This window comes from Tabrizicola oligotrophica, from assembly GCF_011008935.1.
GTDB lineage: Bacteria > Pseudomonadota > Alphaproteobacteria > Rhodobacterales > Rhodobacteraceae > Tabrizicola_A > Tabrizicola_A oligotrophica.
The window spans coordinates 148533-174311 of record NZ_JAAIVJ010000008.1; the positions used below are offsets into that span (position 1 = coordinate 148533).

The 25779-nt window shown below is 67.2% G+C and carries 25 protein-coding genes; 11 read left to right on the forward strand and 14 right to left on the reverse strand.

Going from position 1 to position 25779, the window contains the following annotated elements; all coding sequences use genetic code 11:
- Positions 1-50: 50 nt before the first annotated feature.
- From G4Z14_RS13905 to G4Z14_RS13935, 7 genes are all read right to left on the reverse strand, one after another.
- Positions 51-1973, reverse strand: a complete 1923-nt coding sequence (locus G4Z14_RS13905) for a nitric oxide reductase activation protein NorD (protein WP_164626743.1) — start codon at positions 1971-1973, stop codon at positions 51-53.
- Between the two features lie 8 nt (positions 1974-1981).
- A complete protein-coding gene (locus tag G4Z14_RS13910; protein ID WP_407703834.1) occupies positions 1982-2794 on the reverse strand; it encodes a CbbQ/NirQ/NorQ/GpvN family protein in 813 nt (270 codons plus the stop codon).
- A complete protein-coding gene (locus tag G4Z14_RS13915) occupies positions 2794-4191 on the reverse strand; it encodes a cbb3-type cytochrome c oxidase subunit I (RefSeq protein WP_164626746.1) in 1398 nt (465 codons plus the stop codon). Before G4Z14_RS13915 ends, G4Z14_RS13910 begins: the two co-directional genes overlap by 1 nt.
- A 12-nt stretch (positions 4192-4203) precedes the next feature.
- Positions 4204-4659 carry a c-type cytochrome gene (locus G4Z14_RS13920; protein WP_164626748.1) on the reverse strand — a complete coding sequence of 152 codons (456 nt, stop codon included), beginning with the start codon at positions 4657-4659 and terminating at the stop codon, positions 4204-4206.
- 114 nt (positions 4660-4773) lie between these two features.
- Positions 4774-5643, reverse strand: coding sequence for an FAD:protein FMN transferase (locus tag G4Z14_RS13925; protein WP_227751741.1), 870 nt, complete (start codon positions 5641-5643; stop codon positions 4774-4776).
- Positions 5640-6860, reverse strand: a complete 1221-nt coding sequence (locus G4Z14_RS13930) for an NnrS family protein (RefSeq protein ID WP_164626749.1) — start codon at positions 6858-6860, stop codon at positions 5640-5642. Before G4Z14_RS13930 ends, G4Z14_RS13925 begins: the two co-directional genes overlap by 4 nt.
- Positions 6857-8893: a NosR/NirI family protein gene (locus G4Z14_RS13935; RefSeq protein ID WP_164626751.1), complete on the reverse strand. Its 2037-nt coding sequence runs from the start codon at positions 8891-8893 to the stop codon at positions 6857-6859. The genes G4Z14_RS13930 and G4Z14_RS13935 overlap by 4 nt, the downstream gene beginning before the upstream one ends.
- A gap of 126 nt (positions 8894-9019) precedes the next feature.
- Between G4Z14_RS13935 and G4Z14_RS13940 the strand changes: the two genes are divergently transcribed.
- The 11 genes from G4Z14_RS13940 to G4Z14_RS13990 all read left to right on the forward strand — a co-directional run bounded on the left by G4Z14_RS13940 (position 9020) and on the right by G4Z14_RS13990 (position 18744).
- Entirely contained in the window at positions 9020-10783 is a 1764-nt protein-coding gene (locus tag G4Z14_RS13940) for a nitrite reductase (protein ID WP_164626752.1), read from the forward strand.
- A 120-nt stretch (positions 10784-10903) separates the two neighbouring features.
- Positions 10904-11722, forward strand: coding sequence for a uroporphyrinogen-III C-methyltransferase (gene cobA, locus G4Z14_RS13945; protein ID WP_227751742.1), 819 nt, complete (start codon positions 10904-10906; stop codon positions 11720-11722).
- 64 nt (positions 11723-11786) lie between these two features.
- A complete protein-coding gene (locus G4Z14_RS13950) occupies positions 11787-12089 on the forward strand; it encodes a c-type cytochrome (RefSeq protein ID WP_164626756.1) in 303 nt (100 codons plus the stop codon).
- 3 nt (positions 12090-12092) lie between these two features.
- A complete protein-coding gene (locus G4Z14_RS13955) occupies positions 12093-13247 on the forward strand; it encodes a cytochrome D1 domain-containing protein (protein ID WP_164626758.1) in 1155 nt (384 codons plus the stop codon).
- A 2-nt stretch (positions 13248-13249) separates the two neighbouring features.
- Positions 13250-14227: a siroheme decarboxylase subunit beta gene (gene ahbB, locus G4Z14_RS13960; RefSeq protein ID WP_164626760.1), complete on the forward strand. Its 978-nt coding sequence runs from the start codon at positions 13250-13252 to the stop codon at positions 14225-14227.
- A gap of 1 nt (position 14228) precedes the next feature.
- Complete coding sequence (locus G4Z14_RS13965) at positions 14229-14702, forward strand: Lrp/AsnC family transcriptional regulator (protein ID WP_164626762.1); 474 nt, start codon at positions 14229-14231, stop codon at positions 14700-14702.
- Positions 14699-15184 carry a siroheme decarboxylase subunit beta gene (ahbB, locus tag G4Z14_RS13970; protein ID WP_164626764.1) on the forward strand — a complete coding sequence of 162 codons (486 nt, stop codon included), beginning with the start codon at positions 14699-14701 and terminating at the stop codon, positions 15182-15184. The genes G4Z14_RS13965 and ahbB (G4Z14_RS13970) overlap by 4 nt, the downstream gene beginning before the upstream one ends.
- A 3-nt stretch (positions 15185-15187) precedes the next feature.
- On the forward strand, positions 15188-16396 hold the full coding sequence (gene nirJ, locus G4Z14_RS13975) for a heme d1 biosynthesis radical SAM protein NirJ (RefSeq protein ID WP_164626766.1): 1209 nt from the start codon (positions 15188-15190) through the stop codon (positions 16394-16396).
- Positions 16397-16502: 106 nt separating this feature from the next.
- Positions 16503-18017 (forward strand): nitrite reductase, encoded by a 1515-nt coding sequence (locus G4Z14_RS13980; protein ID WP_164626817.1) that lies wholly within the window; start codon positions 16503-16505, stop codon positions 18015-18017.
- Positions 18001-18246, forward strand: a complete 246-nt coding sequence (locus tag G4Z14_RS13985) for a hypothetical protein (RefSeq protein ID WP_227751743.1) — start codon at positions 18001-18003, stop codon at positions 18244-18246. Before G4Z14_RS13980 ends, G4Z14_RS13985 begins: the two co-directional genes overlap by 17 nt.
- Before the next feature lie 84 nt (positions 18247-18330).
- Positions 18331-18744 (forward strand): c-type cytochrome, encoded by a 414-nt coding sequence (locus tag G4Z14_RS13990; RefSeq protein WP_164626769.1) that lies wholly within the window; start codon positions 18331-18333, stop codon positions 18742-18744.
- A gap of 12 nt (positions 18745-18756) precedes the next feature.
- On the opposite strand, the gene G4Z14_RS13995 is transcribed toward G4Z14_RS13990, so the two are convergent.
- The 7 genes from G4Z14_RS13995 to G4Z14_RS14025 form a co-directional block, all read right to left on the reverse strand.
- Complete coding sequence (locus G4Z14_RS13995; RefSeq protein ID WP_164626771.1) at positions 18757-18999, reverse strand: MoaD/ThiS family protein; 243 nt, start codon at positions 18997-18999, stop codon at positions 18757-18759.
- 5 nt (positions 19000-19004) lie between these two features.
- On the reverse strand, positions 19005-21254 hold the full coding sequence (locus tag G4Z14_RS14000; RefSeq protein ID WP_164626773.1) for a xanthine dehydrogenase family protein molybdopterin-binding subunit: 2250 nt from the start codon (positions 21252-21254) through the stop codon (positions 19005-19007).
- A 2-nt stretch (positions 21255-21256) separates the two neighbouring features.
- A complete protein-coding gene (locus G4Z14_RS14005) occupies positions 21257-21733 on the reverse strand; it encodes a (2Fe-2S)-binding protein (RefSeq protein ID WP_164626775.1) in 477 nt (158 codons plus the stop codon).
- Positions 21730-22596, reverse strand: a complete 867-nt coding sequence (locus G4Z14_RS14010; RefSeq protein WP_164626777.1) for an FAD binding domain-containing protein — start codon at positions 22594-22596, stop codon at positions 21730-21732. The genes G4Z14_RS14005 and G4Z14_RS14010 overlap by 4 nt, the downstream gene beginning before the upstream one ends.
- 189 nt (positions 22597-22785) lie before the next feature.
- Positions 22786-24300, reverse strand: coding sequence for a tripartite tricarboxylate transporter permease (locus tag G4Z14_RS14015; RefSeq protein WP_164626778.1), 1515 nt, complete (start codon positions 24298-24300; stop codon positions 22786-22788).
- 5 nt (positions 24301-24305) lie between these two features.
- Positions 24306-24794 carry a tripartite tricarboxylate transporter TctB family protein gene (locus G4Z14_RS14020; RefSeq protein ID WP_164626780.1) on the reverse strand — a complete coding sequence of 163 codons (489 nt, stop codon included), beginning with the start codon at positions 24792-24794 and terminating at the stop codon, positions 24306-24308.
- A complete protein-coding gene (locus G4Z14_RS14025) occupies positions 24791-25735 on the reverse strand; it encodes a Bug family tripartite tricarboxylate transporter substrate binding protein (RefSeq protein ID WP_164626782.1) in 945 nt (314 codons plus the stop codon). Before G4Z14_RS14025 ends, G4Z14_RS14020 begins: the two co-directional genes overlap by 4 nt.
- Between the last annotated feature and the right edge of the window lie 44 nt (positions 25736-25779).

Sequence of the window (25779 nt, forward strand, 5' to 3'; positions counted from 1 at the left end):
CTCGGACGCCTTCGGCTTCTCGTCGTGGCGCGCGGTCGGCTGAGCGGCTGTCATCCGGTGACCAGCTGGCGATAGATCTGCGGCAGGGCCTGGGTCAGCTTGTCGGGGTTCGGGATCAGCGCAAAACCGCCCTGCCCGAAGATGCGGGGAAACCAGCTCTTGCCGTCGCGGTCGACCGTGATGCCAAAGACCGCATGACCGGCGCGACGCGCCTCGCGCACCGCCATCATGCTGTCCTCAATGCCGTGGCGGCCTTCGTAATGGTCCAGATCGTTCGGCTTGCCGTCGGTAATCACCAGCAACAGCCGCCGCTTGCGCGCTTGCTTCGCCAGCCCCGCCGACATGTGACGAATGGCAGCCCCGAGCCGGGTGTAATGGCCGGGCTTCAAGGCGGCGATGCGGCTCTCAACCACCTCGCTCATCGGCTCATCAAAGCTTTTCGCCTCCTGCACGAAAACCCGGTTCCGTTTCAGCGAGGAAAAGGCGTGGATGGCGAAACTGTCGCCCACTGCATCCAGCCCCCAGGCCAAAGCGGCCAAAGCCTCGCGTTCGATGTCGATCACCGAGCGCCCGTCATGACCATGGCCGGGAATGGCGCTTTCGGTGGAGCGGGAGACGTCCAAGAGGATCGACACCGCCAGATCGCGGGCCTCTGGCCTTGTCTGGCGCCAGACCCGGTCGGTCCCTTCCCCGCAGGCATAAAAATCGACCCGCGCGCGCACGGCACGATCCGTGTCCAATTCATCGCCATCCGGGTGGCCAGGGGTCGAAACACGGCTGGGACGCAGAGCCTCGAACTGACGCCGGACGGCGCGGATACGTGCGCTTGCGCGCGGGTCGTCCCGAAACGGGGGCGTGGCCAGGCTGGCCTCAAGGCGCGAGGAAAGCACGCGCGCATGGGCTGGCAAATAGGTGGCGGTGCGCACGTCCCATTCAGGATAGGTGGATTGGCCGGAAAGCGCCTCGCGGTCCACGTCTTCGGGAGCAAGGTCGAGGTGCAGTTTCAGGCGGGTTGCGGGGGCCTTGGACAGTTGCCCAAGGCCGATTTCGTCCTGATCGTCAGCGGCCTTCTTCGCGCTGTCGTCGTCATCATCCTCGACCCGGCGGTTGAGGTTGAGAAATTCGGCAAAGGACAGGATCGCCTCGAACTTGTGCAGGATGAAGCTGTCGCTGCGCTCGGCCTGATCGGATTTGCGGCGACGGGCGCGTTTGGTCTTGCCCTCTTGCTGGCCCTCTTCCGGCGTGCCTTCGGTGGCGCGGGTTTCGACCAGCATGGGTTCGGAGCGCGCCAGCGCCCGCAGATCGGGCCAGAGCGGCACCGGGCGGAACGGGCGATAGCCGCGCGGGGCGCGCGCGGGCAAGGGCGGCAGGGGAATATCTTCGCCCAGGGCGGCGCGGATGCGGGCCTCGATGGCGGCCTCGGCCGGGGGCAGTTTGGGGGTGCGGCGGAACAGGAGCGTGGCGGCGGCAAGATCGGCGTGCAGTTTGCGGTAGCCGGGGGCGTTTTCCAGCGCCGCCTGCGTCATGGTCTTGGCGGTCTCGATGGCGGCCAGATCGGCGTGCAAGGGATCATCGGTTTCCGGCGCAACTGCATTGCGCAAGGCCACGGCCGCCGTGGCCAGCCAGAGATAAAGTGCTGCATTGGCGCGGGCATCTGGAAAGGTGGCAAGGCTTTCGGGCAGGCGCAGGCTTGCACCGTCAAAGCTGGCGCGGGGGGCCTCGTCGGCCCAGCTGCCAAGACGGCGCAGGAACGACAGCCGGTGATGCGAGGTTTCCGGCGCCACCGGCTTGATCTCGACGGCCGGATCGCCGCCCAGACCGCGGAAAAGGACTGCCAGCCGTCCGCCCACTTGGGAAAGCAGGACACGGGCTCCGTCGTGGGCAGGCTCGCTGTCCAGACGGCTGGCAAAGGCGTGCCACAGTTTCCCGACGGATTCTTCGGGTTCCCATGGCTCGAACTCGATCCGTGACATCGCCGGCCTCACCCGAAAACGGCGGTCACAAGATCGCGGAGCCCGGCCTTCACATCCGCGTCATCGCTGAGCGGTTCGATCATGGCCGTGCGGATCGCGCGGTCGACGCCCATGCCCCCGGCAATCAGCGTGGCGGCATAGACGACAAGGCGGGTGGAGACACCTTCTTCCAGATCCTGCCCCTTCATGGCGCGCAGCTTGTTCGCCAGCCGCACAAGGGGCTTCACGCGTTCCTCGGCAAGGCCGCTTTCGCGGGCGACGACGGGGATTTCATGTTCGGGTCGGGGGAAGGTGAATTCGACGCCGATGAAGCGCTGCCGGGTCGAGGGTTTCAGCGTCTTCAGGATGTTCTGGTAGCCGGGGTTGTAGCTGGCGACCAAGAGAAAATCGGGATGCGCCTCAAGCTCTTCGCCGGTGCGGTCGATCGGCAGGATGCGGCGGTCGTCGGTCAGGGGGTGCAGCACGACGGTCACGTCCTTGCGGGCCTCGACGACCTCATCAAGGTAGCAGATCGCCCCTTCGCGCACGGCGCGGGTCAGCGGGCCGTCGACCCAGACCGTCTCGCCACCTTTCAGCAGGTAGCGGCCGATCAGGTCGGCGGCGGACAGGTCGTCATGGCAGGCCACGGTATAAAGCGGGCGGCCCAGTTTCGCGGCCATATGGGCGACAAAGCGGGTCTTGCCGCAACCGGTCGGGCCTTTCAGCAGCACCGGCAGGCGGTGGGCGGCGGCGGCGGCAAAGACGTCGCACTCATCGCCCTGGGGGAGGTAGAAGGGGGCGGTTGCCGCCCCCCCTGTGATGTGAGAGCCATCCATGTGCATCACCGTGCGGCCACGTGGTCGGGATCATGCTCGATCCGGTCACGTTCCAGCGGGCCGGGCGTGACGATCTCGCGGCGCGGCACGGCGACCGAGTAGATGAACAGCACCGCGCCCAGAACCACCGCCACACCGGCGCCAAAGCGCATGGCGTAGAAGATCCAGAGCTGGTCCTGCACGTCCATGAAGGCCTCGCCGTTCACCCGTTGCAGGTGGGTCTGCACCGTGCCGGCAAAGGTCAGCGTGAAGGTCATGAACACCACGCCCGCCGACATCAGCCAGAACGAGGCCATGTTCAGCACCTGATTGAACGGGTCACGTCCGCGCAGGGCCGGCATGGCATAGGTGATGATCGCCAGGTTAAGGCAGACATAGGCACCGTAGAAGGCAAGGTGGCCGTGGGCGGCGGTGATCTGCGTGCCGTGGCTGTAGAAGTTCACCCCGTGCAGCGTGTGCAGGAAGCCCCAGACGCCTGCGCCGAAGAAGGCCAGCGTGGCACAGCCGAGCGACCACAGCAGGGCGGCCTTGTTCGGGTGGTCGCGGCGGCCTTTCCAGACCATGACGAAGGCAAAGGACATCATAGCGAAGAAGGGGATCACTTCCAGCGAGGAGAAGATCGAGCCGATCCACTGCCAATAGCCCGGCGTGCCGATCCAGTAGTAATGGTGGCCGGTGCCGAGGATGCCGGAGAACAGCGCCAGCGCGGCGATGACGTAAAGCCATTTCTCCACCACCTCGCGGTCAACGCCCGTCAGCTTCAGCATCAGGAAGGCAAGGATCGAGGCCATGACCAGCTCCCACGTGCCTTCGACCCACAGGTGGACCACATACCACCAGTACATCTTGTCAAGCGCGAGGTTCGCCGGGTTGTAGAAGGCAAAGAGGAACAGCAGCGCCAGGGCCCAGAGGCCGAGAAGCAGGATGTTGGTGATCGCGGTCTTCTTGCCGGCCAGCACCGTCATGGTGATGTTGTAAAGGAAGATCAGCGCGGCGACGACGATGCCGACCTTGACCCATTTCGGCTGTTCCAGAAACTCGCGCCCCTCGTTGCCAAGGGCGAAGTTGCCGTCAAAGAGGTTGAAAAGATAGGTCACAACCACCCCGGCGGTGCCAAGGACGAAAATCAGCAGTTGCAGGTAAGCCAGCATCGGCGAGTGGATCTCGCGCTCGGATTCCTCCGGCACGAGGTAATAGGCGGCGCCGAAGAAGCCGAGCAAGAGCCAGACCACAAGGCTGTTGGAATGCAGCATCCGCCCGATGTTGAAGGGCAGGATTTCCGACAGGAAGTTCGGGCTGACATAGATCCAGCCCAGGATCAGACCCATGATCACCTGCACGGCGAACAGCGCCATGGCGACGGCGAAATAGGCCAGCGCGATTTTCTGCGTTTGGTATTTCATGATGGTTGCTCCTTAGCCCGCATCGTTCGGCGGCCAGTCCTGCGCGCGGATCGTGTCGGTCCACAGCAGGAAGTCGGCGAGGTTGCGGTATTCGTCATCGGTCAGGCCGAAGTTCGGCATCTGGCGGCGGCCCTCGATGCCGGTGGGCATGGCGTCCATCCAGCCTTTCAGCGCCATGAAAGCGCCTTCATGGTCGTCCTCGGCCACGCCCCAGCGGGTCATGACATTGCCCAGTTCGGGCGCGAAATAGGCGCCCTCACCCAGAATGGTATGGCAGTTGATGCAGGAATGCTTTTCCCACAGGTGTTTGCCCGCCGCGACGCTTTCGGTGAGCGTGGCGGTATTGGTCGAGGTGGTCTTGATGTAGTAGTGCGAGTGGGCCGTGAGGCCCACGAAGATGAGGATGAAGAACAGGGACCCGCCGTAGAAAATATTGCGGGCCATGCTCTTGGTCATGACTTCGCGCATGGCGATCGGTCCTTCCCAAAGCGGTTACGGTCACCAAGCTGTGAAGCGGCGGGGCCGGCGGGGCCTTAACAAAAGTCAACCGAGGGCCGGAGATTTCGCACGCGGGGCCTCCTGTCAGGCCAGCGCGACAAGGCTCGCTTGCGGAAAGGCCGCAAGTGCGGCGTCAATGGCCGGGCGGTCCAGGAGGGTAAAGGCGGTGGAGAGCGCATCGGCCAAGGCGGCGCTGGGGGCACTCACCGAGACGGTAGACCAGAGCGGCGGCTGGCCCTGCGGCCCAAGGATATGCGGCACTCCCGCGCCGATCAGCGTGCCGCGCGGCGCGGAGGTGGCCAGCGCCCGGTCGCTGAGCGGCAGGTCGGCCAGCGCCCGGCCCTCGGGCGTCAGGACGCGCGCCTGCCAGGGCAGGCCGTCGGCGCGGCGGCCCAGCGCCTGCACCTCGCCCATGTCGATCAGCGCGTGGTCAAAGCCCTCGGCCCGCAGAACCGCGGCGATGCGGTCGGCGGCCCAGCCCTGGGCGATGCCGTTCAGCGTCAGCGCCTGACCGGGGGCAAGGCGCACCTCCTGCGCGTCAAGGATCACGGACTGCCAGCCGACCAGCGCGCGGGCGGCGGCAAGGTCGCCCCCGGTCGCGGTCGCCAGAAACAGCGGCTGCACAGTGGGATCAAATGCCCCGCCAGTGGCGTGGTGGACCTGACCGGCAAGGGCGAGGAGCGCCAGAAAACCGGTGTCGGGATGGGACAGGTGGCCATCGCGGTTCAGCCGGGTCAGTGCCGAATCGCGGTGCAGCGAGGCGGTGGCCTCGATCCGGGCGATCTCCTGCTCCACCTTGCGGAAGGCGCGGGCAGTCTGGCGCGGCGCCCCCCCCACCAGCCGCAGCGACAGCGCCGCGCCAAATCCGATGCCGCGCCAGTCGGCGGCCTGACCCCGGCCCGGAACAAGCGCGGCGACGGCGGTGAGGCTGAGAAAACGGCGGCGCGACATCATGGCGGGGGATCTCCGACGGGTTTGCGCGGCGGGCGCGGCAAAAGGAACGCGGGCCAGAGGCTGCCAAGCGCCAGCACGAAGGCCAGCATCCACAGCACGGCGGCCAGCAGGCTGGCGACGGCATGGCTCGCGGGCCAGCTGGAGGCGACGACCCGCGCCAGCGCGGCCAGCGGCATCAGCGCGTAGGCGGCGGCCAGCATCGGCGGCGCGTGCAGCGGCCGGCCCGAATGGCCAAGGCTGGCGCGCGACAGCATCGACAGCGTCATGCCGCCCACCGCACCGATGCCGAGAAGGTGCAGCGCCGCGATCTCGGACCCGATCTGCAGGTTTGCCAGACCAAAGGCCAGAAGGCCAAGGCCGGTCAGGGCGTAGGACAGATGCAGCGTCCACAGGATCGGGCGCGGCAGGGTCCAGCGCCCCTGCCACAGCGCCACCCGGGCCAGCGCCGCCCCGCCGGCGACAAGTGCGATGAGGGCGATCAACGGCTCCGGCAGGCCAAGCAAAAGGGCGGGCGGCAGCAGCAGCGCCGGGGTGATGGTGGCGACAGCCAGCGGCGCAGGGTTGCGCGGCAGGCCGGTCTCGCGGCCGGTGGCAACCATGGCGTTGCGGGTGAAACCGGGCGTGACGCGACCGCCAAGGATGGCGATCAGCGCCACCAGCGTCAGCAGCCCTGCCCGCAGGCCGGGACCGACGCCGTCGCGCAAGACCCCCAGCCATTCCAGATGGCAGGCCAGATTGGCCAGCCAGAGAAGTGCCAGCGCCAGCAGGAAGATCAGCTGTTGCGCCTTGGGCTTGGCCAGCAGCTGCGCGGCGATCTGCAGGCCAAGGACCGGCAGGAAGGCAAGATCGGCCAAGGCCACGATCCCGGCGGGCAGATCGGCCGAGAACCACAGCGCCAGCCGCCCGGTCAGCCACAGCGCAAAGACCGCCGCAAGAAAGCGATGCGCCGCCCCCTTGCCGCCGGTCCAGTTCGGCACGGCGGTCAGGAAGAACCCGGCCAGCGCCGCCGCGCCATAGCCGAAGATCATCTCGTGCGCATGCCACAGATGCGGGGCCATGGCCGGGCGCAACCCGGCCGGCGAGCCGAACTCCTGCCGGGCAAGCCAGACCGCCCAGACCGCGACCGACCACAGCGCAAAGACGCAGGCGGCCAGAAAGAAGATGCGGAAGCCCTGCGAAAACAGCCGCTTGACCAAGGTATCCTTGCGGGCGGTCATGCCGCACCCTCCGATCGCGCCCGGCGCTTCAGAACCGGGCATTGAGTTGCATCATTCATGATGACCTGACAGCGCAGGCACAGCACGCATTCGTTGGCATTGATCCGGCCGATGGCGTCAATCGCGCCGACAGTGCATTTCGTCTCGCACATCCGGCATTCGCGGCCACATTGCGGACGGCGCTTCAGCCAGTCGAACACCTTCAGCTTGGCCGGCAGCGCCAGCCCGGCGCCAAGCGGGCAAAGGTAGCGGCAATAGAACCGCTCGATGAACATTCCCGCGCCCAGCAGCACGGCAACAAACAGCAGGAACGGCCATGCCCGGACAAAGCGCAGCGAAATCGCGGTCTTGAACGGCTCGACCTCGGCCAGAAGGATGGCATCGTGCATCGAATAGAACGACAGCGCGAGGATGGCCATGAACAGGCTGTACTTGATGACCCAGAGCCGCTCGTGCAGCGCCTGCGGCACTGCGATCTGCCGGATGCCAAGGGCAACCGCGGCGGCATTGGTCAGCTCCTGCAGCGCGCCGAACGGGCAAAGCCAGCCGCAATAGACCCCCCTGCCCCAGAACAGCATGCCAAGCGCGGTAAAGCTCCACAGGATGAAGATCACCGGCTCGATCAGGAAGGTTTCCCAGCGGAAGCCCGTCAGCAGGGAATGGACAAAGGCCATCACCTGCACCACCGACAGCTGCCCGTTCAGCCCCATGCCGAGGATGAGGAAGGTCGAGGCCAGGAACATCAGCCGCCCGGTCCGCCACAGGCGCGGGCGACGGGTGATCCATTCCTGCGCGAACAGGATCAGCGTCAGGACCGTGAGCAGCAGGGCGACAAGCGCGATCTGCGGTGTCTTGGCAGTCCAGATGCCCCGCCAGAGCGGTTCGTCGGCCGCTTGCGGCACAAGAAACCCGGCCGGCACCGCAATCGGCAGCACGGTGACGAAGGACACCTCGCCCGAAGCGGCGGCGGCGCGCGCGGACCGGATTTCCAGCGCGAAGGGCCTGGCGGCGTCGATTTCCGGCGGCAGGGCGAACAGGCTGATCTCTTTCATCTCGGGGGCGTCGGGAAGCGACAGCTTCTTGACCAGCTGGTAGCGCTCGGCCGTCGGTTGCCAGCGGTTTTCGCCCTGCACCACGGTCAGCCGGTCGAAGATGCCGCTGGATTGCCAGTCGGTGCCGCGATGCGACCCCACCCCGCGCGTCATGACGATCAGCACCGCCCCGCCCGGCGGCAGAGTGCCGACCGCCTTGGTAAAGCCCTGCTGGCCCAGCAGGTTTTGCCCTACGGTCGGCGGGTCGATCACCCCGGCCCAGGCCTGCAGGAAGTCGCCGGCCCCGGGGGTCAGCGGCACCTTGGCCCCGGCCAGCGCCTTGGCCGCTTCGTCCATGCTGACGCGGGTTTCCGCCAGCGCGCCCATCGCCAGCAGCCCCGCCCAGTCGGCAGGGGCATAGGCGATGCGGTCGATGCCGCCACCGCCCGCCATCAGCCCGCGCGCAATCGCCAGCGTGCGGGCCGAGCGCAGGATGCCGTCGCGGATCACGCCGGTTGACACCGTGGCCCGGCTGATGACATCGGGCAGGCCCCTGGCCTGATCGGCCGGATCGCGGGTCAGCTCATGGCCGGCAAAGCCCGAGACATAGGCGGCGATGTCGGCATCCGAGATGCCAAGGGTCAGCACCGGCTCGTTGTGCTGAACCAGCAGCGCGCCCGCGATGCGGGCCTCGGGCGTCACCGCCACCAGAACATCCAGCGGCCGACCGGAATAGCCCACCGACCCCGCCAGTTCCCAGGTCGAGCCGACATGGCCGAGCAGCACCGCGCCCTGCCGCACGCTCCAGCCCGGCACGCCGCCTGCGTCCCGGGTGATCTGCACCGGCGGGACCGTGGCGAACAGCGCCGCCGCCTCGTCTGCGGTTGGCGGGCGGGGTTCAGGGGCGGCAAGGCCCAAAGGACCGCCCCCGGCCCAGACCGGCAGGCCAGGGCAAACGCAAAGGCCAAGGCAAAGGGACAGAAGGGCAAGCAGTCGACGCATGGCGGGCTCCGGGACTGCACCAACCATGGGCGCAGAGCTTTTTGCCAGCCTTGACGTAAGTCAATGAACCGGAGGCGCCCTTCGCCAATGGTGCGCTCAGCCTCACCAGCTGAACGGAGAAATTCCATGACCCCCCAAGCCAAATCTGCCAGGTCTGTCCTTCTCGGCAGTGCTGCCCTGGCCCTTGGGCTTCTGGCCGCGCCCCTTCTTGCGGAAGAAAAGCCCAAGGACCATACCGACGGCCCTGCCGCCGCCTATGAGCCCTCGATGACCACGCTGGGCCAGCTGAAGGTCGAAATCCCCGGTCGCAAGGCCGATGATCCCGTCATGACGGCTGAAGAATTCCAGCAGGCGACCACGATCTATTTCGAACGCTGCGCCGGTTGCCATGGCGTCTTGCGCAAGGGGGCGACGGGCAAGCCGCTGACCACCGACATCACCCGTGAAAACGGCTATGACTACCTGCAAAGCTTCATCACCTACGGCTCGCCCGCCGGCATGCCGAACTGGGGCACCTCGGGCGCACTGAGCGAGGGCGAGGTCGACATGATGGCCCGCTATCTGCTGCTCGAGCCGCCGCAGCCGCCCGAATGGGGCATGCCCGAGATGATGGCCTCGTGGAAGGTTCTGGTGAAACCCGAGGACCGCCCGAAAGAGAAGATGAACGACATCGACATCGACAACCTGATGTCGGTGACCTTGCGTGATGCCGGACAGGTCGCGCTGATCGACGGCGCGAGCTATGAGATCAAGGCGGTGATCGACACCGGCTATGCGGTGCATATCAGCCGGATTTCGGCGTCGGGCCGCTATCTCTTCGTCATCGGCCGCGATGGCCTGGTGAACATGATCGACCTGTGGATGGAGACCCCCGCCACGGTGGCCTCGATCAAGATCGGCATCGAAGCGCGCTCGATCGAGACCTCGAAATTCGAGGGTTGGGAAGACAAGCTGGCCATCGCCGGGGCCTACTGGCCGCCGCAATACGTCATCATGGATGGCGAAACGCTGGAGCCGAAGAAGATCGTCTCCACCCGCGGCAACATCTATGACGAGCAGGTCTATCACCCCGAACCGCGCGTCGCCTCGATCCTGTCGTCGCATTACAAGCCCGAGTTCATCGTCAACGTGAAGGAAACCGGGAAGATCATCTTCGTCGACTACACCGACCTGAAGAACCTCAAGACGGTGGAAATCGAGGCGGAGCGCTTCCTGCATGACGGCGGGTTCGACAGCTCCAAGCGCTACTTCATGGTGGCGGCGAACCAGCGCGGCAAGATCGCCGTGGTGGACACCAAGGAAGACAAGCTGACCGCGCTGGTGGAAACCGGCGGCCAGACGCCGCACCCGGGGCGTGGCGCGAACATCAACCACCCGGTCTATGGGCCGGTCTGGGCGACCTCGCACCTTGGCGACGAATCGGTCGCACTGATCGGCACCGACCCCGAAGGCCACCCCGATCAGGCCTGGAAAGTGGTCGACAGCTTCTATGCCCTTGGTGGCGGGTCGCTGTTCATCAAGACCCACCCGTCGAGCCAGCATCTCTATGTTGACGCGCCGCTGAACCCCGATGCCGCGGTTTCCTCGGCGGTCGCGGTGTTCGACATCGCCGCCATGGGGGGCGATCCGAACGTGGACCCGGAATTCAAGACCCTGCCGATCGGCGAATGGGCCGGGATTGCCGATGGTCAGCCGCGTGTGGTGCAGCCCGAGTTCAACAAGGACGGCACCGAGGTCTGGTTCTCGGTCTGGAACGCCAAGGACAAGGAAAGCGCCATTGTCGTCGTCGATGACAAGACGCTGGAGCTGAAGACGGTGATCAAGGACCCGCGCCTGATCACGCCGACCGGCAAGTTCAACGTGCTGAACACCAAGGACGACATCTACTAAGCCCTTGCAACGATTGGGACCGGCCTTTGGGGGCCGGTCCCGGTGGGCGGAGGGGCGTGTGGCGCGCCTCTCCGCCCTCTCCCTCCTGAATTTCACCACATGCCAGCCGGGGTGCGAGCGATGAACGACCTGTTCCAAGATTTCCTGCCCAGCCCGAATTTGCCCGGTCATGTGCATCTGATCGGCGCCGGACCGGGCGACCCTGAGCTGCTGACCCGCCGCGCGTTGCGGCTGATGGTCGAGGCCGATGTGGTGGTCTACGACCGGCTGGTCAGTCCCGAGATCATGGCGCTGATCCCGTCCCATGTGCGGCGGATCGACGTCGGCAAACTGCCGAAGGCCCACAAGCTGCCGCAGGACGGCATCAACGCGCTTCTGGTGGAGCTTGCCGGCCAGGGCCTGCGTGTAGCGCGGGTGAAGGGTGGCGACCCGTTGATCTTTGGCCGGGGCAGCGAAGAGGCCGAAGCCTGCCGCGCGGCAGGTGTCGCCTGCGATTACACTCCCGGCATCACCTCCGCGCAGGGCGCGGCCGCATCGACCGGCGTACCGCTGACCCATCGCGGGCTGGCGACCGGCGTGCGCTATGTCACAGGTCACCGCGCCAGGGATGGCGCGCTGGATCTTGACTGGACCTCGCTCGCCAGTGCCGACACGACTCTGGTTGTCTATATGGGCGTGGCCAACATTGCAGAGATTTCGACGCAGATGATGGCCCATGGCCTTGGCGCGGACACACCGGTTCTGGCAGTGGCCTCCGCCACCACCCCGCGCGAAACCCGGGTGCTGTCCGATCTCGCCGGTATTGCCGGTGCCATGGCCGACGCCCAGCCCGAAGCCCCGGTGCTGTTCATCATCGGGCGCGTGGTTTCGCTTTATGAACCTGCGCTTCTGGCTGCCGCCCTTGCCTGCGAGGGCACGGGGATGGCGGCCTATGCTTAGCTGCGCGCGCCCCTCGTCGAGCATTTCATGCCCTCCTCGGACGGTGACACGACGAGTGCATGACATGCTCGAGGAGTGCGCCGTTCTGGTGCTGTTCGCCTTTCCCGCCATGGCCGATGTTTCCGCCGACCGCGCCCGCGCGCTGGAACACATGGTCACGCAGGATTGCGGCTCCTGCCATGGCCTGACGCTGAAGGGCGGCCTTGGCCGGCCCCTGACCCGCGAGGCGCTGGCCAACGCCGATCCCGAGGGGCTGACGCTCATCATTCTTGACGGCATTCCCGGCACCGCCATGCCGCCCTGGCGTCCGCTGCTGACCGAAGACGAGGCGCTGTGGATTGCCAACTATCTGAAAGGAAAGGACTAGCCGATGCGCGCCCTTGCCGCTCTCGCCTTTGCGCTGCTGACCTCCACCGCGCTTGCCGCCGATCTACCGCAGGCCGTGGCCACCGGCGATCTGGGGCTGGTGATCGAACGCGCCAGTGGCAGCCTGGTGCTGATCGACCGCTCGGACCGCGCCGCGCTGGGGCGGATCGAGGGGCTGGGCGATCTGAGCCACGCCTCGCTGACCTATGCGCCGGACGAACGCTTTGCTTTCGTCTTTGGCCGCGATGGCGGGCTGACCAAGGTGGACCTGCTGACGCGCACCATCGCCGCCCGCACCGTGCAGGCCGGCAATTCCATCGGCGGCGCGATTTCCGACGACGGCAAGCTGGTCGCTGTGTCGAATTACGAACCGGGCGGGGTGAAGGTGTTTGACGCCGAAACGCTGGCGCTGGTGGCCGACATTCCGGCCAAGGGCAAGACCGTGGGGCTGGTCGATGTGCCGGGCCGCCGCTTTGCCTGGACGGTCTGGGACACCGGCGAGGTGTTTCTCGGCGATTTCTCCGGGGCCGAACCGGCGGTCGAGATGATCGGCAATGCCGGCAAGAACCCCTTCGACGCCGTGCTGACCGACGACGCCCATACCTTCCTTGTCGGGCTGTTCGGGGAAAAGGGCGTCACGGCCTTCGATCTGTGGAACCCCGCCGCGCCACCGCAGAAATTCCTGACCGATTACGGCAAGACCGGCGAGGACATGCCGGTCTACAAGATGCCGCATCTGCAAAGCTGGGCCTTCACCGAGGGGCAATATGCCCTGCCGGCGGTGGGCCGGCATGAAATCCTCTGGGTCGACCGCGAGAGCCAGACCCAGACCGCCGCGACCCCGGTGCATGGCCAGCCGGTCTTCATCATCGCCCAGCCGGCCAGCCCCTATGTCTGGGTCAACTTCGCCACCCCGCTCAATGACGTGGTGCAGGTGGTGGACTCGCGCTCCCACGAGGTCGTGGCGACGCTGACCCCCGGCAAGGCCGTCCTGCACATGGAATTCGCCCCGCGCGGGGCAGAAGTGTGGATTTCGGCCCGCGATGACAATGCAGTGCTGATCTATGACACCCGCACGCGCGAGAAGGTCGGCGAAGTGCAGGCCGAAGCGCCGAGCGGTATCTTCTTCACCGCCCGCGCCCATCAGACGGGGCTTTAGGCATGGACCGGCTTGACCCTCTCGATGCGCGCCTCTTGGACGAGTTCCAGCGCGACCTGCCGCTGGTTGAACGGCCCTTCGCCGAGATCGGCGGCAGGCTCGGGCTGGATGAGGCCGCAGTGCTGGCGCGGCTGACGCGGCTGCAGGCGACCGGCGCGGTGGCGCGCGTGGGGGCCACGGTGCGGCCCAACACCGCCGGGGCCTCGACCCTTGCCGCGCTGGCCGTGCCCGAGGCGCGGATCGACGAGGTGGCGGAATTGGTCGGCGCCGAGCCGGGGGTGAACCATTCCTACCTGCGCGAGGACCACTGGAACCTGTGGTTCGTGGCCACCGCCCCCGATGGCCCTGCCCTGCAGGCGATGCTGGATCGCATCGGCGCACGATCCGGCTTGCAGGTGCTGGACCTGCGGCTGGTGCAGCCCTTCAACATCGACCTTGGTTTTCGCTTGACCGGGCAGCCCGCCACCATGGCGCGCGCCACCGGGCATGACCTGTCAGCGCTGACCGAGGCTGATCGCCCCCTGCTGCATCGCCTGTCGCAGGGCCTGCCGCTGGTGGCGCGGCCCTATGCCGCCCTGGCCGAGGCGCTACAGCGCGACGAGGCCGGGCTTTGCGACCGGATCGGCCTGTTGATCGGGGCCGGGGTGATCAGCCGGCTGGGTGTCATCGTCCGCCACCGCGCGCTTGGCTGGACGGCGAATGCCATGGTGGTCTGGACCCTGCCCGAGGACCGGATTGCCGAGGCCGGCGCGGCGCTTGCCGCGCTGCCCGGCGTGACGCTCTGCTATCAGCGGCGCACAGTGCCGGGGGTCTGGCCCTATGGGCTTTACTGCATGATCCATGCCCGCACGCGGGACGAGGCGCTGGCGGTGCTGGCGCGGGCCAGGTGCCTGCCGGGCCTGTCGGCGGCGGCCCATCGGGTGCTGTTCTCGACCCGCTGCTTCAAGCAATCGGGCGCCCGCCTTGCGGAGGCTGCATGACATGACACGCCAGGCCCTTCCCCCCGGAACGCTGGACGACACGGATCGCCAGCTCCTGAACCTGCTGCAAGAGCCGCTGCCCCTGACCGCCCACCCCTTTGCGGCGGCGGCCGCGGCAACCGGCCTTGCCGAGGACGAGGCCGTCGCCCGTGTCGCGCGCCTGCGCGAGGTCGGGGCGATCACCCGGTTCGGCCCCTTCCTTGACGCCGCGGCGATGGGCGGAGCCTTCTGCCTGTGCGCCATGGCCGTGCCGCCCGGACGGTTCGACGAGGTCGTGACTTTGGTCAATGCACATCCCGAGGTTGCCCATAATTATGAGCGCCAGCACCGCCTGAACATGTGGTTCGTGCTGGCCTGTGAACGGCCGGAAGGAATCGCAAGGACGGCGGCGCGGATCGGGAAGGAGACCGGGCTGAAGGTTCATCTCTTTCCCAAACTGAAAGAGTTCTTCATCGGATTCCGGGTTGTTGCATGAAACTGGACGCCACCGACCGCCGCCTTCTGGCCGCCACGGCAAGCGGCCTGCCGCTGACGCTGCGGCCCTTTGCCGAGGTCGGCACATGGCTGGGCCTGCCCGAGGCCGAGGTGATCGCGCGCTTTGCCGCGCTGCAAGCGGCCGGCATCGTGCGGCGCATCGCAGTGGCGCCGAACCACTATGCGGTCGGCATGGTCGCCAATGGCATGAGCGTCTGGGATGTCGCCGATGAGGCCGCCGAGGATCTGGGGGCAAGGATCGGCGCGCTGGGTTTCGTGAGCCATTGCTACCTGCGCCCGCGCAGCCTGCCGGACTGGCCCTACAACCTGTTTGCTATGATCCACGGCACCAGCCGGGACGAGGTCGAGGCCAAGCGCCAGCAGGTTGCGGCAATCCTTGGTCCCGCGCTGCGGGCTTCGGACATTCTTTATTCCACCCGCATCCTGAAAAAGACCGGGATGCGCCTTGTCGAGGGGGGCTGACCCATGTTCCGCCTGAGCCAGTACATGCAGGAGTTGATCACCCCCACCCCGCCCCGCCGCCGCGCGGGCGAGGTGAAGCCGGTGGTGATCTGGAACCTGACGCGCACCTGCAACCTGCGCTGCCGGCACTGCTACACCACCAGCGCCGACGTGCCGTTCCCGGGCGAGCTGTCGCATGAGCAGGCCATGGGCGTGCTGGAGGATCTCAAGGCCTTCGGCATTCCGGCGCTGATCCTGTCGGGGGGCGAACCCTTGTCGCGGTTCGACTTCTTCGACCTTGCGACGCGGGCGCGGGAGCTGGGCTTTCGCCACCTGTCGCTGTCGACCAACGGCACCAAGGTTGCCGCCGAGATCGACCGCATCGCCGATCTGGGCTTTGACTATGTCGGCATCTCGCTGGACGGTCTGGGGGGGATGAACGACTGGTTCCGCGGCGTCGACGGCGCCTTTGTCTCCGCACTTGCCGGGGTGCGCGCCTGCAAGGCCAAGGGGGTGAAGGTGGGGCTGCGCTTTACCATCACCGAGGACAACGCCCAGTTCCTGCCCGGCATGCTGGACCTGTGCGAGGCCGAGGGCGTCGACAAGTTCTACCTGTCGCATCTGGTCTATGCCGGGCGCGGCGACAAGCACCGGGGCGAGGATACCGCACATGCCCGCACGCGGGCGGCAATGGACCTGCTGATCGAGCGCGCCTGGGCCGGGCTGAACGGCGCCGCGCCGCTTGAGGTCGTCACCGGCAACAACGACGCCGACGCCGTCTACTTCCTGGCCTGGGTGGAGCGGAATTTCAGTGCCGAAAAAACCGCGCATGTGCGCAGCCATCTGGAAGCCTGGGGCGGCAATTCCAGCGGCCTCGGTGTCGCCAACATCGATCCGCAGGGCAAGGTTCACCCCGACACCTACTGGTCGGACTATACCGTGGGCAGCGTCAAGACCGCGCCCTTCTCGCAGCTCTGGACCGGGGCCGACCCGATGCTGGCCGCCCTTCGCCAGCGCCCGCGCCCGCTGAAGGGGCGCTGCGGCGACTGCGCCTTCAAGGCGGTCTGCGGCGGCAACACCCGCATCCGCGCCTTGCAGGTCACTGGCGACCCCTGGGCCGAGGATCCGGCCTGCTACCTGTCCAATGCCGAGATCGGGCTGCACGACAGCGCCCGCCTGGGCGTCACGCCATTCCGGGGGAAAAGCCATGATCCGGCGCATCGGTTCCTTTGACGCCAGCCGCCGCGCATCGGGCCGACGGTGGACGCTCCGCGGGGGATATTTGGGCCAGTATGAAAGGGCAGGACTTGGCCTTCTGCTGGCGCTTCTGGGCGCGGGCATGGCCGGGGCTGCGGAGGCCGGGCCGGACGGGGCGATGATCTACCGCGACCTTTGCGCCGGGTGCCATGCCGAAACCCGGCTGGGCGGCACCGGGCCGGCGCTCATTCCCGAAAGTCTGGGCCGGCTGAAGGGCGAGAAGCTGGAGGCCGTGATCGGCGCGGGCCGGGCGATGACGCAGATGCCGGGCTTTGCCGACACGCTCTCGGCCGGGGATATTGCGGCGGTGGCGGCCTATGTCGCGGCGCCGCTGGCCGAAGCCCCGGTCTGGGGCGCGGCCGAGATCACCGCCACCCGCGCGCTGAACGCCGATTACAAACCCGCCGCCGCGCCGGTGTTCTCGGCCGATCCGATGAACGTGACGCTGGTGGTGGAAACCGGCGATCACCATGTCTCGGTGCTGGATGGCGACACGTTCGAGGTGCTGGACCGCTTTGCCACGCCCTTTGCCGTGCATGGTGGCCCGAAATTCAGCCCGGACGGGCGCCATGTCTTCATCATGTCGCGCGATGGCTGGGTGCAGAAATACGACCTGTGGTCGCTGTCGGTGGTGGGTCAGGTGCGCGCCGGGCTGAACAGCCGCAACATCGCCATGAGCCCGGACGGCAAGTGGCTGGCGGTGGCGAATTACCTGCCGATGAGCCTGACCATCCTGTCGACAGCCGATCTGAGCGTGGCGAAGGTGGTGGAGATCACCGGCAAGGACGGCAGCCCGAGCCGGGTTGCCGCCGTCTATCAGGCGCCGCAGCGCAATACGTTCGTGCTGGCGCTGAAGGACGTGCCGGAGATCTGGGAGATCGCCACGACCGAGGACGGTGGCCCCTATGCCGAAGGTTTCGTGCATTCCAGCGAGGCCGGGGTGGAGGAAGCCCTGGGCGTCGAACGCGGCCTGTTCGCCCGCCGCCGCATTGCGGTCTCGGCGCCGCTGGACGATTTCTTCTTCAGCCCCGATTACCGCAACCTGATCGGTGCCAACCGCGAGGGCGAAACCGGGGTGGTGGTGAACCTTGACGTCGGCCGCGAGATTGCCAGCCTGCCCCTGCCCGGCATGCCGCATCTGGGATCGGGGATCAGCTGGATGCGACAGGGCCGCCGGGTGATGGCGGTGCCGCATCTGAACGAGGGCAGCATCAGCATCATCGACATGGAAGACTGGAGCCTTGTCAAGGTGATCCACACCTCCGGCCCCGGTTTCTTCCTGCGCAGCCACGCCGGCACGCCATACCTTTGGGCCGATGTCTTTACCGGCGAACACAAGGGCGAGATGCACATCATCGACAAGCAAAGCCTCGAGGTGGTGAAGGTCATCACCCCCGCGCCGGGCAAGACTGTGGCGCATACCGAATTCACCAAGGACGGCAGCCGGGCGCTGGTGTCGATCTGGGAGGACGACGGCGCAGTCATCGTCTTTGACGCGGCGACCCAGACCGAGTTGCAGCGGCTGCCGATGCGCAAGCCTTCGGGGAAATACAATGTCTGGAACAAGATCAGCTTCGAAGATGGCACCAGCCACTGAGACGCGGCCGATTGGAGGCTGGAAACTGGCGCTGGCGCTTTGGCCCTTCGTGGCCGGGGCGGTGGCGATCAACCTGTTTCTGGCGGGCCTGATCCTGCATTCGGCGGGCTGGGCCGCGGCCTTCAGCCCGGTGAAGTCGCTGCTCTGGTCCCTGCCGCTGTCCCTGCCCGCCAACATGGCCGCGCTGGCTTGGGTGCGCCGCCTGATTGCCGAGGCCGAGCGCGGCTGAGGCGGCGCTGCCCCTGACAAAAGTCAAGGAAAGTCGGGCGGTTTTCCGCAAGATCGGCAAGGTCTGCATCTGAAAGGAAATCCGATGACCGCCCTCAAATCCGCCCTGCTTGCTGCCCTTGGCATGGCCTTCGCCCTGCCCGCCCTTGCCGCCGACCCGGCCGCGGGCGAGGCCGAGTTCAAGAAATGCAAATCCTGCCATGCGATCATCGCCCCCGATGGGACCGAAATCCAGAAGGGTGGCAAGACCGGGCCGAACCTCTGGGGGCTGGATGGCAAGGCCGTGGGCTCGAGCTCCGATTTCAAATATGGCGAGTCGATTCTGGCGGCCAATGCGGCGGGCAAGGTCTGGGATGAGGCCAGCCTTGCGACCTATGTCGTCGACCCGTCGGTCTGGCTGCAGGAAGCGACCGGCGATGCCGCGGCCAAGTCGAAGATGACCTTCAAGCTGACCAAGGGCGCCGAGGACATGGCGGCCTATCTGGTCAGCATCAAGTAAGCTGCCGGCGGCTCAGCCGCCCTTGATCCGCTGGATGAGATAGATCTCGGCCCCTTCCGGCAGGGGGGCCGAGAGATTGGTTTCGATCACGCCGTTGACCGAGACCGAGACGCCTGCCTTGATCACCGGCTCCAGCCCCGGATGCGCGGCGATCAGCCCGGCAAACATCTGGCGCAGGGTCTGCGCCTCGACCGTCACGACGGTCTGGCCATCGGCAAAGCGCCGCAGGCCAGACCAGAGGTTGACCTCAACCACGCGCCTTAACCGCCGGCCTTGGCCTTGATCGCCGCCAGAACCTTGGGCGGCGACATCGGCAGGCTGCGCAGCCGCGCGCCGGTGGCGGCGTGGATGGCGTTGGCCAGCGCCGGCAAGGGCGGCGTGATGCCGGTCTCGCCGACGCCGCGCACGCCGTAGGGGTGGCCGGGGTTCGGCACTTCGACGATCACGGTGTCGATCATCGGCAGGTCCGAGGCGACCGGGATGCGGTAATCGAGGAACACGGTGTTCTGCAGCCGCCCGTCGGCGCCGTAGACATATTCCTCGTTCAAGGCCCAGCCGATGCCCTGTGCCGCCCCGCCCTGATACTGGCCCTCGACATAGGCCGGGTGGATGGCGCGGCCGGCGTCCTGCACCACCAGATAGCGCAGGACCGTGGTGCGGCCGGTTTCGGGATCGACCTCGACGTCGACGACATGGACGCCGAAGCTGGCGCCAAAGCCGCCGGCCGTCACCTCGTGGTGCCCCGAGATCGGGCCGCCGCTGCCGCCCATCTTGGCGCCGATCTCGGCGATCGACATCGGCGGGAACTTGCCCGCGTTGGGGCCGGCCGGGTGGGCTGCCCCGTCGCGCCATTCCACCGCCTCGGGGTCGATGTCCCATTCGGCGGCGGCGCGGCGGCACATCTCGGCCATCGCCTGCCGCGCGGCCTCCACCGCGGCAAGGCCGCTGGCAAAGGTGGCGCGGCTGCCGTGGGTCGGTTCGTTGACGCCAAGCGCCCCGGTTTCCACCACGTTGACCCGGACCTTTTCGTAAGGAATGCCAAGGCATTCGCCGGTCATCAGCGCAATCGAGGCGCGGCTGCCGCCGATGTCCGGCGTGCCGACCGAAACCGTCACCGTGCCGTCCTCGCCGATCGCCAGCGACACCGAGGTTTCGCCGCCATGGTTGAACCAGAAGCCCGAGGCCACACCGCGGCCCTGATTGGGGCCAAGCGGTGCCAGGAGGTTCTTGTGCGCCATGGTCGCCTCAAGGCTTTCGACAAGCCCGATGCGGTTGTAGGTCGGCCCATAGCTCGACTTGGTGCCTTCGCGCGCGGCGTTCTTCAGCCGCACCTTCAGCGGATCAAGCCCCAGCTCACGGCACATCTCGTCCAGCAGGCTTTCCACCGCGAAGGCCGCCATGGGCGAGCCCGGTGCGCGGTAGGCGGCCGCTTTCGGGCGGTTGGCCAGCACTTCATAGCCTTCGTGCATGACATTCGGCACGTCATAGCAGGCCAGCGCACAGGACAGCGCCTCGCCCACCGGCGACGAGCCGATGTAGGGTCCGCCCTGCATGCGGAACATCACCTTGGCCGCGGTCAGCGTGCCATCCTTCTTCATGCCAAGCTTGACATCCATCGAGGCCGAGGCGGTCGGACCGGTGGCGCGCAGCACCTCGGACCGGCTCATCACCAGCTTGACCGGCCGGCCCCCCGCCTTTTTCGACAGGGCCAGCGCCAGAGGCTCCATGAAGATCGTGGTCTTGCCGCCAAAGCCACCGCCGATTTCCGACGGCGTCACCCGCAGCTTCGAGGCATCAACCCCGAGAACCGCCGCCGACATCCGGCGGATATACCAGTGGCCCTGCGTGCAGACCCACATCTCGCCCCGGTCGTCCGAGCCCATCTGCGCCATGCAGGCATGCGGCTCGATATAGCCCTGATGGGTGGCCTCGGTCTTGTAGCTTTGCGCGCGCACCAGATCGGCGGCGGCAAAGCCGGCCTCCACGTCGCCATGACCGAAGTCGATGTATTTCACCACATTCGGGTGCATGCCTTCGGGCACGGAATGGTCGGCGGTTCCGGCGCGGATCACCGGGGCGCCGGCGGCCATCGCCGCGTCGACGTCGGTGACATGGGGCAGGACTTCGTAGGTCACTTCCACCAGCTTGGCTGCGTCCTGCGCGATCAGCTTCGTCGTGGCGGCGACGGCGGCGACGGCGTGGCCGTCATAAAGCGCCTTTTCGCCGGCAAGGGTGTTTTCCTGCAGGTTCCAGTCTTCGCCCGTCAGCCCGGTGGGCAGATCGGCGCGGGTGATGACGGCCTTGACGCCGGGCAGCGCCAGCGCCTTCGAGGCGTCGATCTTCACGATCCGCGCATGGGCATGGGGCGAGCGCACCACGGCGGCATGCAGCATGCCGGGTGCCGAGATGTCAGCGCCATAGCGGGCGCGGCCCGTCACCTTGTCCAGCCCGTCGGGGCGGTCGGGCCGGGTGCCGATCAGGCGGAAGCCCTGGGTTTCGTCCTTGGCCATGTTCACGCCCCCCGCATTTCTGCCGCCGCATCCTGCACGGCGTGGATGATCTTGTCATACCCGGTACAGCGGCAGAGGTTGCCTGCCAGCCAGAACCGGATCTCGCTTTCGCTCGGGTCAGGGTTTTCGGCCAGCAGCGCCTTGGCCGCCACCAGAATCCCCGGCGTGCAGAAGCCGCATTGCAGGGCCGCATGTTCGATGAACTTGCGTTGCAACGGGTGCAGGTCATTGCCCTTGGCCATGCCCTCGACGGTTTCGATGCGCTTGCCCTCGGCCTCGACGCCCAGCACAAGGCAGGAACAGACCAGCGTGCCGTCGACCGTCACCGAACAGGCCCCGCAATCGCCGGTGCCGCAGCCCTCTTTCGAGCCGGTGAGGTTCAGCTGGTCGCGCAGGCAATCCAGAAGGCTGTCGCGCGGATCGGCAAGGAATTCCACCGCATCGCCGTTGACGGTGGTGGTGACATGAATGCGGCTCATTTCGCGGCCCCTTTTGCTCGGTCATGGGCGATGCGCGCGGCCCGTCCGGCCAGAACGCCCACTACGTCCTTGCGGAACTCGGCGGTCCCGCGCTTGTCGGAAATCGGCGTGGCGGCGGCGCGCACGGCGTCGGCCAGCGCGGCGATGGCCGCATCGTCCAGCGTGGTGCCGATGATCGCCTTGGCCGCCTCGGGGACCAGCAGCACCGTCGGCGCCACGGCACCGATCGCCACGCGGGCCGCGGCCACCTTGCCACCTTCAAGCGTCAGGCTGACGCCGACACCGACTACGGCGATATCCATCTCGGTGCGCGGGATGAAGCGCAGATAGGCGTCGCCGCCCTGCGCCCCGCGCGGCGGCAACAGCACCGCCTCGATCATCTCGCCCGGCTTAAGACGGGTCTTGCCGGGGCCGGCGGGGATCTCCTCGACCGCCACCTCGCGGGTGCCCGCAGGTCCGGTGACGACCACCCGCGCGCCCGCAGCCACCATGCCCGGCACGGAATCGGCGGCGGGCGAGCCGTTGCAGAGGTTGCCGGCCAGCGTTGCGCGGCCTTGTACCTGAGTCGAGCCGACCAGACGCATGCCCTCGACCACGCCAGGCCAGTCGGAGCAAAGCGCGGCATGGCGGCCCATCTCGGCCCCCGACACCGCCGCGCCGATGCGCCAGCCGCCGTCGGGCGTGCGGGTGATCTCGCGCAGGCCGGGGATCTTCTTCAGGTCGATCAGGTCATCGGGCGTCACCATCCCGGCGCGCAGCTGCACCAGAACATCGGTGCCGCCGGACAGGAACCGGGTGATGCCCGTGGCGCCAGCGGCCAGCCTCACCGCCTCGGCGACGCTTGACGGAGCGTGATATCTCATATTGCCTCCCTTGCGGTCCCGCCCCACCGTCCGGTTCAACCGGTCTTGAGGCAGTCGGGTCCCTTCTTGGTATCCGGCTGCAGAGTGTGGGAAGCGCGCGCGATGTGCAACGGGTCAAACGCAAGAATTCCGGCGCGACCTGACAGAATGACCAAGGGGCGGGGAGTTCCCCCGCCCCGGCCGATCGGCTCAGTCGCTGTCGCCGGCGACCGCCGACAGCACCTGCCCCCGGCCGGCGAAGCGCAGCACGATGGGCACCAGCAGGAACAGCGCCGAGATGAGAAGCAGGATGGCCGCCACCGGGGTCGAGACCAGCGTCGTCCAGTCGCCCTGCGCAATCGCCAGCGCCCGGCGCAACTGCTGTTCGGCCATGGGGCCAAGGATCAGCCCGACCACCACCGGCGCAACGGGATAGCCATAAAGCCTGAGGCCATAGCCCATGATGCCGAACAGGATCAGCATGCCCAGTTCCACCGGCGAGGGGTTGAGCCCGATGCAGCCAAGCGTCGCAAAGACCATGATGCCGGCATAAAGCCATGGCCGCGGGATGGTCAGCAGCCTGATCCACAGCCCGATGAGCGGCAGGTTCAGCACCACGAGCATGACATTGGCCACCAAGAGCGCGGCAATCAGCCCCCAGACCAGTTCGGCATTCATCACGAACAGAAGCGGCCCCGGTTGCAGCCCGAATTGCTGGAACCCCGCCAGCATGATCGCCGCCGTCGCCGTCGTGGGCAGGCCGAGCGTCAGCAGCGGCACCAGCGTTCCGGCGGCGGCGGCGTTGTTCGCCGCTTCCGGTCCCGCGACGCCTTCAATCGCGCCATGGCCGAATTCCTCGGGGTGTTTGGCCAGCTTCTTTTCAACGGCATAGCTGAGGAACGAGGCCACATCCGCTCCGCCGGCCGGCATCGAGCCGATGGGAAAGCCGATGAAGGTGCCGCGCAGCCAGGCCTTCCACGATCTTTGCCAGTCGCTTGCCGTCATCTTCACGCTACCGGTGACGCGGTGCAGCGCGTCGGGCGGGGTTATCATGGCGGCGACGGCCAGCGCCTCGCCCAGCGCGAACAGCGCCACGGCAAGGGTGGTGGTCTCGATGCCGTCCATCAGCTGCGGCACATCGAAGGTCAGCCGCGCCGCGCCCGACAGCCCGTCAATGCCGACACAGGCCAGTGCCAGCCCGATGAAGAGCGAGGTCAGCCCGCGCAGCGCAGAATCGCCGAAAGTGGCCGAAACCGTGACGAAGGCCAGCACCATCAGCGCGAAATACTCGCGCGGGCCAAGGGTCAGCGCCAGTTTCACCACCTGCGGCGCAAGAAAGGCCAGAAGCAGCGTGGCGATCAGCCCGGCGACAAAGCTGCCGATGGCAGCAGTGGCCAGCGCCGGCCCCGCCCGGCCCGCCCGCGCCATGCGGTTGCCTTCGATCGCGGTGACGATGGAGGCGCTTTCGCCGGGCGTGTTGAGCAGGATCGAGGTGGTCGAGCCGCCATACATCCCGCCATAGTAGATGCCGGCGAACATGATGATCGACCCGGCCGGGTCAAGCCCGTAGGTGACGGGCAGCAGAAGCGCCACCGTCAGCGCCGGGCCGATGCCGGGCAGAACGCCGACCGCCGTGCCCAGCGTGACGCCGACAAGTGCATAGAGAAGGATCATCGGCTGCAACGCGGTCGCCAGACCCTGCAGCAGGAGGTTGAAGCTTTCCATCGCCGCTATCCCTGGAAGATCAGCTGCTCAAGCGGACCGCCCGGCAGGTTCAGTTTCAACAGCCGGTCAAAGACGGCATAGACCGCAAGCGCCAGCACCAGCCCGACGGCGATGTTGCGCCACAGGGGCTTCTGGCCAAAGCCGCGGGCGGTCATGGCAAAGAGCAGCGCCGAGGCCGGCACAAAACCCACGGGGTGCAGAAGCACCAGTTGCAGCCCAAGCCCGCCAAGGATCCACAGCACCGGTGCCGGAGCCTGCCGCGGCGGCTGCGGCAACTCGCCCCGCAGCCCCGCGATCACCGTGAAGCCCGACAGCAGCAAAAGCCCGTAGGCCACCAGACGCGGCACATCGGCGGGGCCGACGCCGGCATAGCCGCCGTCCTGTTTCAGCCCGGCCGCGTCCCACAGCAGCACGCCCGCCACCGCCGCCAGCCCTGCCGCGATGGCAAACGCCGCCCCTTGGGGGCGGCGCGCGGGGAAATCCCCCTGGCTCATTTCACCAGACCGATGTCGCGCAGCACCGCTTCGGTCGCCGCGATGTCGGCATCAAGCTGGGCGCCAAAGGCATCGCCCGCGAGATAGGTGTTGGCCCAGCCCTTGTCGGCCAGAACCTTGCCCCAGCCAGCCGAGCCGTTCAGCTTTTCGATGTCGGCGGCGATCTTGGCCTTCTGCTCGTCATTCAGGCCCGGCGCGGCGGCAACCATGCGCCAGTTCTGCACCACGACGTCAAAGCCGGCTTCCTTGATGGTGGGGGCGTCGATACCGTCCAGCCGCTCGGCCGAGGACACCGCCAGAAGCCGCATGGTGCCGGCCTTGACCTGTTCGGCAAACTCGCCGACCGAGGAAACCCCCGCCGTCACCTGATTGCCAAGGATCGCCGCCATTGCCTCGCCGCCACCCGAGAAGGCGACATAGTTGATCTTGGTCGGATCAACGCCGGCCGCCTTGGCCAGAAGGCCGACGGTGATATGGTCGGTCCCGCCGGCCGAGCCGCCCGCCCAGGAAACCGCGCCGGGATCGGCCTGCAACTTGGCGACCAGATCGCCAAGGCTCTGGATGTCGGAGGTCGCCGGCACCACGATGGCCTGGGTGTCGCCGGTCAGGCGGGCAATCGGGGTGACATCCTTCAGCGTGACGGGCGATGCATTGGTCAAGACCGCGCCGACCATGACATAGCCACCCACGATCAGCTTGGTCGGATCGCCGGCGCTGTCGGCGGCGAATTGCGCCAGACCCACCGTGCCGCCGGCGCCGGGGACGTTGATGACTTCAACCGAAGCAGCAATGCCCTCGGCCTGCATGACGTCCTGCATGGCGCGCGCCGTGCCGTCCCAGCCGCCGCCGGGGGCGGCAGGGGCCATGATGGTGTAATCCTGCGCATAGGCCGGAATGGCGAGGGCAGCGGCAAAGGCCGCGCCAAGAAGCGCGTGTTTCATTGTGGTCTCCTCCCATGGCGGACAGGGCCGCCGATTCGCTTGCC

What these genes read in the sequence shown, in the direction of transcription:
- G4Z14_RS13905 (WP_164626743.1), bottom strand. Translation starts at nt 1,973, where the DNA reads ATGTCACGGATCGAGTTCGAGCCATGGGAACCCGAAGAATCCGTCGGG.
- G4Z14_RS13910 (WP_407703834.1), bottom strand. Translation starts at nt 2,794, where the DNA reads ATGCACATGGATGGCTCTCACATCACAGGGGGGGCGGCAACCGCCCCC.
- G4Z14_RS13915 (WP_164626746.1), bottom strand. Translation starts at nt 4,191, where the DNA reads ATGAAATACCAAACGCAGAAAATCGCGCTGGCCTATTTCGCCGTCGCC.
- G4Z14_RS13920 (WP_164626748.1), bottom strand. Translation starts at nt 4,659, where the DNA reads ATGCGCGAAGTCATGACCAAGAGCATGGCCCGCAATATTTTCTACGGC.
- G4Z14_RS13925 (WP_227751741.1), bottom strand. Translation starts at nt 5,643, where the DNA reads ATGATGTCGCGCCGCCGTTTTCTCAGCCTCACCGCCGTCGCCGCGCTT.
- G4Z14_RS13930 (WP_164626749.1), bottom strand. Translation starts at nt 6,860, where the DNA reads ATGACCGCCCGCAAGGATACCTTGGTCAAGCGGCTGTTTTCGCAGGGC.
- G4Z14_RS13935 (WP_164626751.1), bottom strand. Translation starts at nt 8,893, where the DNA reads ATGCGTCGACTGCTTGCCCTTCTGTCCCTTTGCCTTGGCCTTTGCGTT.
- G4Z14_RS13940 (WP_164626752.1), top strand. Translation starts at nt 9,020, where the DNA reads ATGACCCCCCAAGCCAAATCTGCCAGGTCTGTCCTTCTCGGCAGTGCT.
- cobA (WP_227751742.1), top strand. Translation starts at nt 10,904, where the DNA reads ATGAACGACCTGTTCCAAGATTTCCTGCCCAGCCCGAATTTGCCCGGT.
- G4Z14_RS13950 (WP_164626756.1), top strand. Translation starts at nt 11,787, where the DNA reads ATGCTCGAGGAGTGCGCCGTTCTGGTGCTGTTCGCCTTTCCCGCCATG.
- G4Z14_RS13955 (WP_164626758.1), top strand. Translation starts at nt 12,093, where the DNA reads ATGCGCGCCCTTGCCGCTCTCGCCTTTGCGCTGCTGACCTCCACCGCG.
- ahbB (WP_164626760.1), top strand. Translation starts at nt 13,250, where the DNA reads ATGGACCGGCTTGACCCTCTCGATGCGCGCCTCTTGGACGAGTTCCAG.
- G4Z14_RS13965 (WP_164626762.1), top strand. Translation starts at nt 14,229, where the DNA reads ATGACACGCCAGGCCCTTCCCCCCGGAACGCTGGACGACACGGATCGC.
- ahbB (WP_164626764.1), top strand. Translation starts at nt 14,699, where the DNA reads ATGAAACTGGACGCCACCGACCGCCGCCTTCTGGCCGCCACGGCAAGC.
- nirJ (WP_164626766.1), top strand. Translation starts at nt 15,188, where the DNA reads ATGTTCCGCCTGAGCCAGTACATGCAGGAGTTGATCACCCCCACCCCG.
- G4Z14_RS13980 (WP_164626817.1), top strand. Translation starts at nt 16,503, where the DNA reads ATGGCCGGGGCTGCGGAGGCCGGGCCGGACGGGGCGATGATCTACCGC.
- G4Z14_RS13985 (WP_227751743.1), top strand. Translation starts at nt 18,001, where the DNA reads ATGGCACCAGCCACTGAGACGCGGCCGATTGGAGGCTGGAAACTGGCG.
- G4Z14_RS13990 (WP_164626769.1), top strand. Translation starts at nt 18,331, where the DNA reads ATGACCGCCCTCAAATCCGCCCTGCTTGCTGCCCTTGGCATGGCCTTC.
- G4Z14_RS14000 (WP_164626773.1), bottom strand. Translation starts at nt 21,254, where the DNA reads ATGGCCAAGGACGAAACCCAGGGCTTCCGCCTGATCGGCACCCGGCCC.
- G4Z14_RS14005 (WP_164626775.1), bottom strand. Translation starts at nt 21,733, where the DNA reads ATGAGCCGCATTCATGTCACCACCACCGTCAACGGCGATGCGGTGGAA.
- G4Z14_RS14010 (WP_164626777.1), bottom strand. Translation starts at nt 22,596, where the DNA reads ATGAGATATCACGCTCCGTCAAGCGTCGCCGAGGCGGTGAGGCTGGCC.
- G4Z14_RS14015 (WP_164626778.1), bottom strand. Translation starts at nt 24,300, where the DNA reads ATGGAAAGCTTCAACCTCCTGCTGCAGGGTCTGGCGACCGCGTTGCAG.
- G4Z14_RS14020 (WP_164626780.1), bottom strand. Translation starts at nt 24,794, where the DNA reads ATGAGCCAGGGGGATTTCCCCGCGCGCCGCCCCCAAGGGGCGGCGTTT.
- G4Z14_RS14025 (WP_164626782.1), bottom strand. Translation starts at nt 25,735, where the DNA reads ATGAAACACGCGCTTCTTGGCGCGGCCTTTGCCGCTGCCCTCGCCATT.